The 5,112-nt window shown below is 38.6% G+C and carries 3 protein-coding genes; 2 read left to right on the top strand and 1 reads right to left on the bottom strand.

The genetic code is table 11. The features are described from left to right. The first annotated feature begins 580 nt into the window (after positions 1-580). A complete protein-coding gene (locus FWF39_RS11855) occupies positions 581-1,336 on the top strand; it encodes a hypothetical protein (RefSeq protein WP_343383647.1) in 756 nt (251 codons plus the stop codon). Between the two features lie 398 nt (positions 1,337-1,734). Further along, a complete protein-coding gene (locus FWF39_RS11850) occupies positions 1,735-3,537 on the top strand; it encodes a dockerin type I domain-containing protein (RefSeq protein WP_343383646.1) in 1,803 nt (600 codons plus the stop codon). Positions 3,538-3,974: 437 nt separating this feature from the next. Here the strand turns inward: FWF39_RS11850 and FWF39_RS11845 are convergent, their stop codons facing one another. Next, positions 3,975-4,637, bottom strand: coding sequence for a flavodoxin family protein (locus tag FWF39_RS11845; protein ID WP_343383645.1), 663 nt, complete (start codon positions 4,635-4,637; stop codon positions 3,975-3,977). Positions 4,638-5,112 lie beyond the last annotated feature (475 nt).

Genomic DNA, 5,112 nt, shown 5'->3' with positions numbered 1-5,112 from the left:
GCATATGGGGCAGAATATGATTTCGTGGTCGGTAAAGTTTTCGGGATAAACGTCAAATCTTTTTTCGCATCCTATACATTTAACCTTCAAATTTTTCACTCACTCCCATTTTTATGGTTTAATAAGATTGAACGAGACAACTTAGAATTGGTGTGATTCTTTTTGTTGCCTCGCTCTCTCTTTCCTTGTTAACTTTTGTCAGTGACTAAGTTAAAAGATCTGTGTGTAGAATACAATAACTATATGGAAAAAGCAGAAATTGATTTCTTAACCGACGCTTTGGACTAAGCATCTGTATGGTGATATCGCTATTTGACAAGTTTCATTCTTGGCGAGTTTTCGTTGACAAAAAATTCTCCAGTTCAATACCCATGTCCACTTTTATTTATTTTTTAAAGTATTTGGTGAATATGTATTTTATTTATCGATATATAGTTATGATATTGCTATTGATTTTATTAACTTAATATTTATAATTTGCTTTCTGCTAAAGATGGCTTAAAATGTTTGTATCTTTCAAAAGTGCAACAATTAAAAATGTTAAAAATTGTAAAGGCTATTCTTATAAGGGGATAAAAGTATGAAAAATCATAAAAAATATGGTAACCGAATAATGTCCATTTTTTTGGTGTCAGCTGTTTTTTTGTTGTTGTCTGTTGTTCCTGTTTCATTTGGCGCTACCATTAATGAACGTCAGGTGAAGGTGCCGTTAGTTATTGATGTGTCTTATGCTATTGCTGGGGCTCAGTTTACTTTTGAGTATTCGTCAGGTCTTGAATTTGTTTCTTATGAAAAATCAGAAGTTGTTTCCTCTGCTTTAACTACGCCTGTTGTGGTGAAAAATGGCTATACTTCTGTGGGATTTTATAATGCAGATAATAAATATGCACCTAAAGATGGTAAACTAGATGTGGGTTATCTTGTTTTCAATTGTTTAAATGATGATTCTCAAAAAGTTACCTTGACAGAGATTAAATTGGTGCAGATTGTTGATAATGGTGAGACACGTAGTGAGTTTCTTGCCCCTGTTGAAATCAAAGTATTGCCAGAAAATGACGTCAAGGGGTCGTCGGTAGGTGATAATAATAGTGCGTCATCAATTGATGCCAAGGGGTCGTCGGTAGGTGATAATAATAGTGCGTCATCAATTGATGCCCGGGATTCATCGGCAGATGATGACAGTGCTTCGTTAATTGTTGCACATGATTTGTTGGTGGATAATTCAGAAGGTTCTGGGATGTCGGTTGGTTTTTGGATTGCCATTGTGTTTTTGGTTGTTGCGGTTTGCGGCATTGGCGTTTTTATTGTCATGAAAAAACGCGTCAACATCAAATAACCTGCAGACTCTCTTTTCTTGAGTCATTCTATTTTGAAGTTGTAGGTTGACATTTTTGTTCTGCATGATGTAAAGAGTTGATAACAAGGTTTTATTGCACATCAAAAGAGGCAAAAAGTGCAGTTAGTTAAATATTTGTTTGGTTTGCAGTCTTTCGCAGTGTTTGTGGTAACTGTTACTAGCGTTATTTTACCTTAACGAATATATATTTTTTATAGAAAAATATAGAGACAATATAGCTATTGAATCTATTAACATATTTTTTATAATCAGCGTTTTGGATTTTACTCCATAGAAAGCGTTGCTTTCTTAAAATCTACTAAAGGTAAAAATGAAATGAATGGACAAATATCAAAAATTTTAGGTAAAACTTTTTCTTACCATAGGAGAAAATAGAAATGAAAATACACACAACAACTATAAAAAAAGTAAGCGTTATGTCCACGCTACTGGCCGTTATACTGGTGGTCTCCATGTTTACAGGAGCCATATCGATGGCGACAGCGGCAACAACAGGACAATCAGGGAATTTTGTCATCACCAGTCCCTATGCAAATGTGGACTGGAATACGTATGGTCAATACAAGGCAGACTTTCATTCTCACTCAACAAACTCTGATGGCAGTAATACCGTAGCGCAAATGGTCGAGGATCACTACGCCAAAGGTTTTGACATTTTCACAGTAACTGATCACAGTGTTCTTACTGAGAACTGGGATAAGGCCGCAAAAGGTGCAATTACTACCGAGCGCAAAGCTGAAATCGAAGCAGGTGTAGGACGCGACGGTAAAGGTATGATTGACATTGATAACTGTGACGAACAATCAGCCACAGACCACATAAATTCATTCTTTGCTAATTATAACGATGTTACTGGCGGAACACGGACAATGGCCAGCACGATAGCAGCGGTTGAGGCACTGGGTGGCATTACTCATATCAACCATGCGGGCCGATATACCGGTGGCGCGGCTGGCGGAGCCAACGGAGCAGCTGCATCTAACAATCCAGCAACCATAAAGAAATATGTAGACCTGTTTATGGCATATCCATCCTTGGTAGGTATGGAGATAGTAAACAAACAAGATGACGAGTCTAGAAGTGACAAGATTCTTTGGGATAACATCTTAACGCAAACAATGCCAAATGGCCGTTTTGTATGGGGATTTGCTAACGATGATACTCATTCTGTTGGTGCCACTGGTTTTGCTTGGAACGTTATGCTTATGCCCGAGCTCACACAGTCTCAGACAAGAACTGCTATGGAGACTGGTGCTTTTTATGCTGTTAGTCGTATTGATCGTCGTGAAGGTATAAATGCATTAAATCTTGCGCTCACTACTCCAAGTATTACAAATATTGTGGTTGAAGGCAATACAATCACCATAACTGGTGCTGACTATGATGTAATTGAGTGGATATCTGGTGTTGATGCTACAACTGGAATGGTTAATGTCATTGCCACAGGTGCATCTATTGATGTTAGTAACTATGCTGATGTTATAGAAAACAATTATGTCCGTGCACAGCTTAAAAGCCAAAACGGCATCGCATACACACAACCCTTCGGCGTTACTGGCCCAGTGTCTGCTGTTGTTACTTTGAGTGGTGTTACCAATGTTGTTGTTGGTAATGATGCTACATACACTGTTTCTGTTGGTGATGTAAGCAAACTTGCTACTGTTACTCTCCAGTTTGAAGTTGACGGTGCATACTTTAGCGGCAAATCTTTCACTGGTCTTAATGGGTTTGATGTTCTTGGTGATGTTGAGTGGATCCAGGCTGGCAATGGTGTTTGGACAGGTCGTGTTACTCTTGTCAACTTTGGCGGTGTAAGTAGTATTGGTGCTTTGGATATTTTTGAGATGGTGTTCTCTTCAAACAGCAAGTTGCTTGGAACTACTGATGTTAAACTGGTTAATGCTGTCTTAAGCGGTTATGATGGTGCTGATGTGGCTGTCTACATTGATTCTTTGATAGCAAATGGTCTTGTACAAACCTCGATTGGTCAATACTTCTCAAGGTATGATGTTAATCGTGATGGTGTTGTTGATCAGCTTGATCTTACCACGGCTCAGTTGTTCTTTATGGCCAAAGAGGGCGATGCTAACTGGAATACTGCAAAAGCTGCTGATGTAAACGGTGATGGCAGAGTCGATATCGAGGACTTGATCCTCATTCTCAAAAACATCACATGGTAAACCCTCCCCCATAATCTTTTTTTATTAAAAAGCTCACCAATAATCTGCGTTTTTATTGTAAACGTTTTTGCTTATAACTAAATTACACACAAACATAGGTATTGCTCCGTTGACGTGGCCATAATGCCGTAAACCGTCACCTTGTCCTGCGGACAAGAAAACCCAAGCGATTTTTACTGGTCGAGAAATATCCAAAACACCGTTTTTTGTTTAGACCAAACCCGTTATATGCTTTCTGTACGGCTATTTCAATAGACATTTTGACAGCCTTTCCAGGAGTAAAATTATCTGAAGAAAAAAGTTTGTAAAGTTGCGTGATAAACGTCACGTTTCAGGGTTTTCCACGAAGAATGCTTCACAAACCGATTTCGTTTCACCTATTATGTCTAACTGCTCGTTAAACAATGTGGAGAAAAGACGGCAACGAAATATCAGCTTTAAAGCCCAACAGACGGCAACGTTTCTATTTCGCCGTTTATGTAGTGACCTATCAAAGCGCCAATCTGACTGCCCTGTTCCCAGACAGGTAGCGTTTCGACAGCGACGCATAAATCTTTGGAAATATCCACATCCGGCCCAAACAAACGTCTAGCCCCGCTGACATCACAAACGCCTCCAACACCGCATGTCAAACAAGCTACGTTGCCACTAATGTGGAACTGCGCCACATGGTTGAACTTTTCCATCTGCATAACAATTGCCAAGCTCGAAAGCACTTTCTGGGCAGTTGAGGACTCTATGCTTGATACGACTGTTACAGCAATTCTGCCTTGATTTAAACTATGCAAATGCCTCATCGACCACAACCTCTCAATAAATGCCTTTGTATAACCATCTATCATACGATACGGCGCATATCCACCGATAACAACAGCTTTAGACGCCAATAACTTTTTGGCAAGTTCTGGAAAATCATCATTAACCTTGCAAACATTATCTTTAACACAGGCTTTACATGCCCGACAAGGTCTTACTGTGATGTCACTTAATTTGACAAACTCATAGCTTAGTCCGCTGGATTTTAGTATATGTTTAATGAATCTGTCTGTGTTGCTGTTTGGTATAGGGCTTCCGGATATACCGATTATTTCTTTGTTCATTTGGATTTTTCCTTTCGCGAAATTTGCTTATATTATGTCATAACGTAACAATAATAAATAAATTTTTCAACAGGTTGATAAAAAAAGAAAGTTTGTTCTTAAAGTAGTTGATCGTAGTGCACGAAGAGCTGTTGCCTGGGTCCTTAGTAAGTGTAGTGTTGTAACATTTAGACAACTCTAGCAAAGTTAGGCATCTAACTGTCGTTTACACTGATGATTACTATATCACTTGGGACGTTGGAGTCAACCAGGTAAACAATGTTTCTTTTATTTCACCTGATGAGTTAACATAATTATTTTATCACATCATGTAGAGCTAGGTAACTTCACTCTCTAAAATATATAGTAAATCACATATTGCTTTGACCGCATTATAAGTTAGGATATAGATGTTTTAGTTTACCTCTTGCTTGTTTTGTGGTAAAATGCCAATCTATCTGCTTACCCGAACCATTTCGATCTGCCGCCCAAACCG

Origin of the sequence: Candidatus Bathycorpusculum sp. (assembly GCF_009778815.1) — an archaeon.
In the GTDB taxonomy this organism is placed as follows: Archaea; Thermoproteota; Bathyarchaeia; order Bathyarchaeales; family Bathycorpusculaceae; genus Bathycorpusculum; species Bathycorpusculum hydrogenotrophicum.
Note: the sequence above shows the minus strand (reverse complement) of the source record. Positions and strands in the feature narration are given on the sequence as shown.

Excerpts from the sequence above, each read along its gene's own strand:
- FWF39_RS11855 (WP_343383647.1), top strand. The coding sequence starts at position 581 with ATGAAAAATCATAAAAAATATGGTAACCGAATAATGTCCATTTTTTTG.
- FWF39_RS11850 (WP_343383646.1), top strand. The coding sequence starts at position 1,735 with ATGAAAATACACACAACAACTATAAAAAAAGTAAGCGTTATGTCCACG.
- FWF39_RS11845 (WP_343383645.1), bottom strand. The coding sequence starts at position 4,637 with ATGAACAAAGAAATAATCGGTATATCCGGAAGCCCTATACCAAACAGC.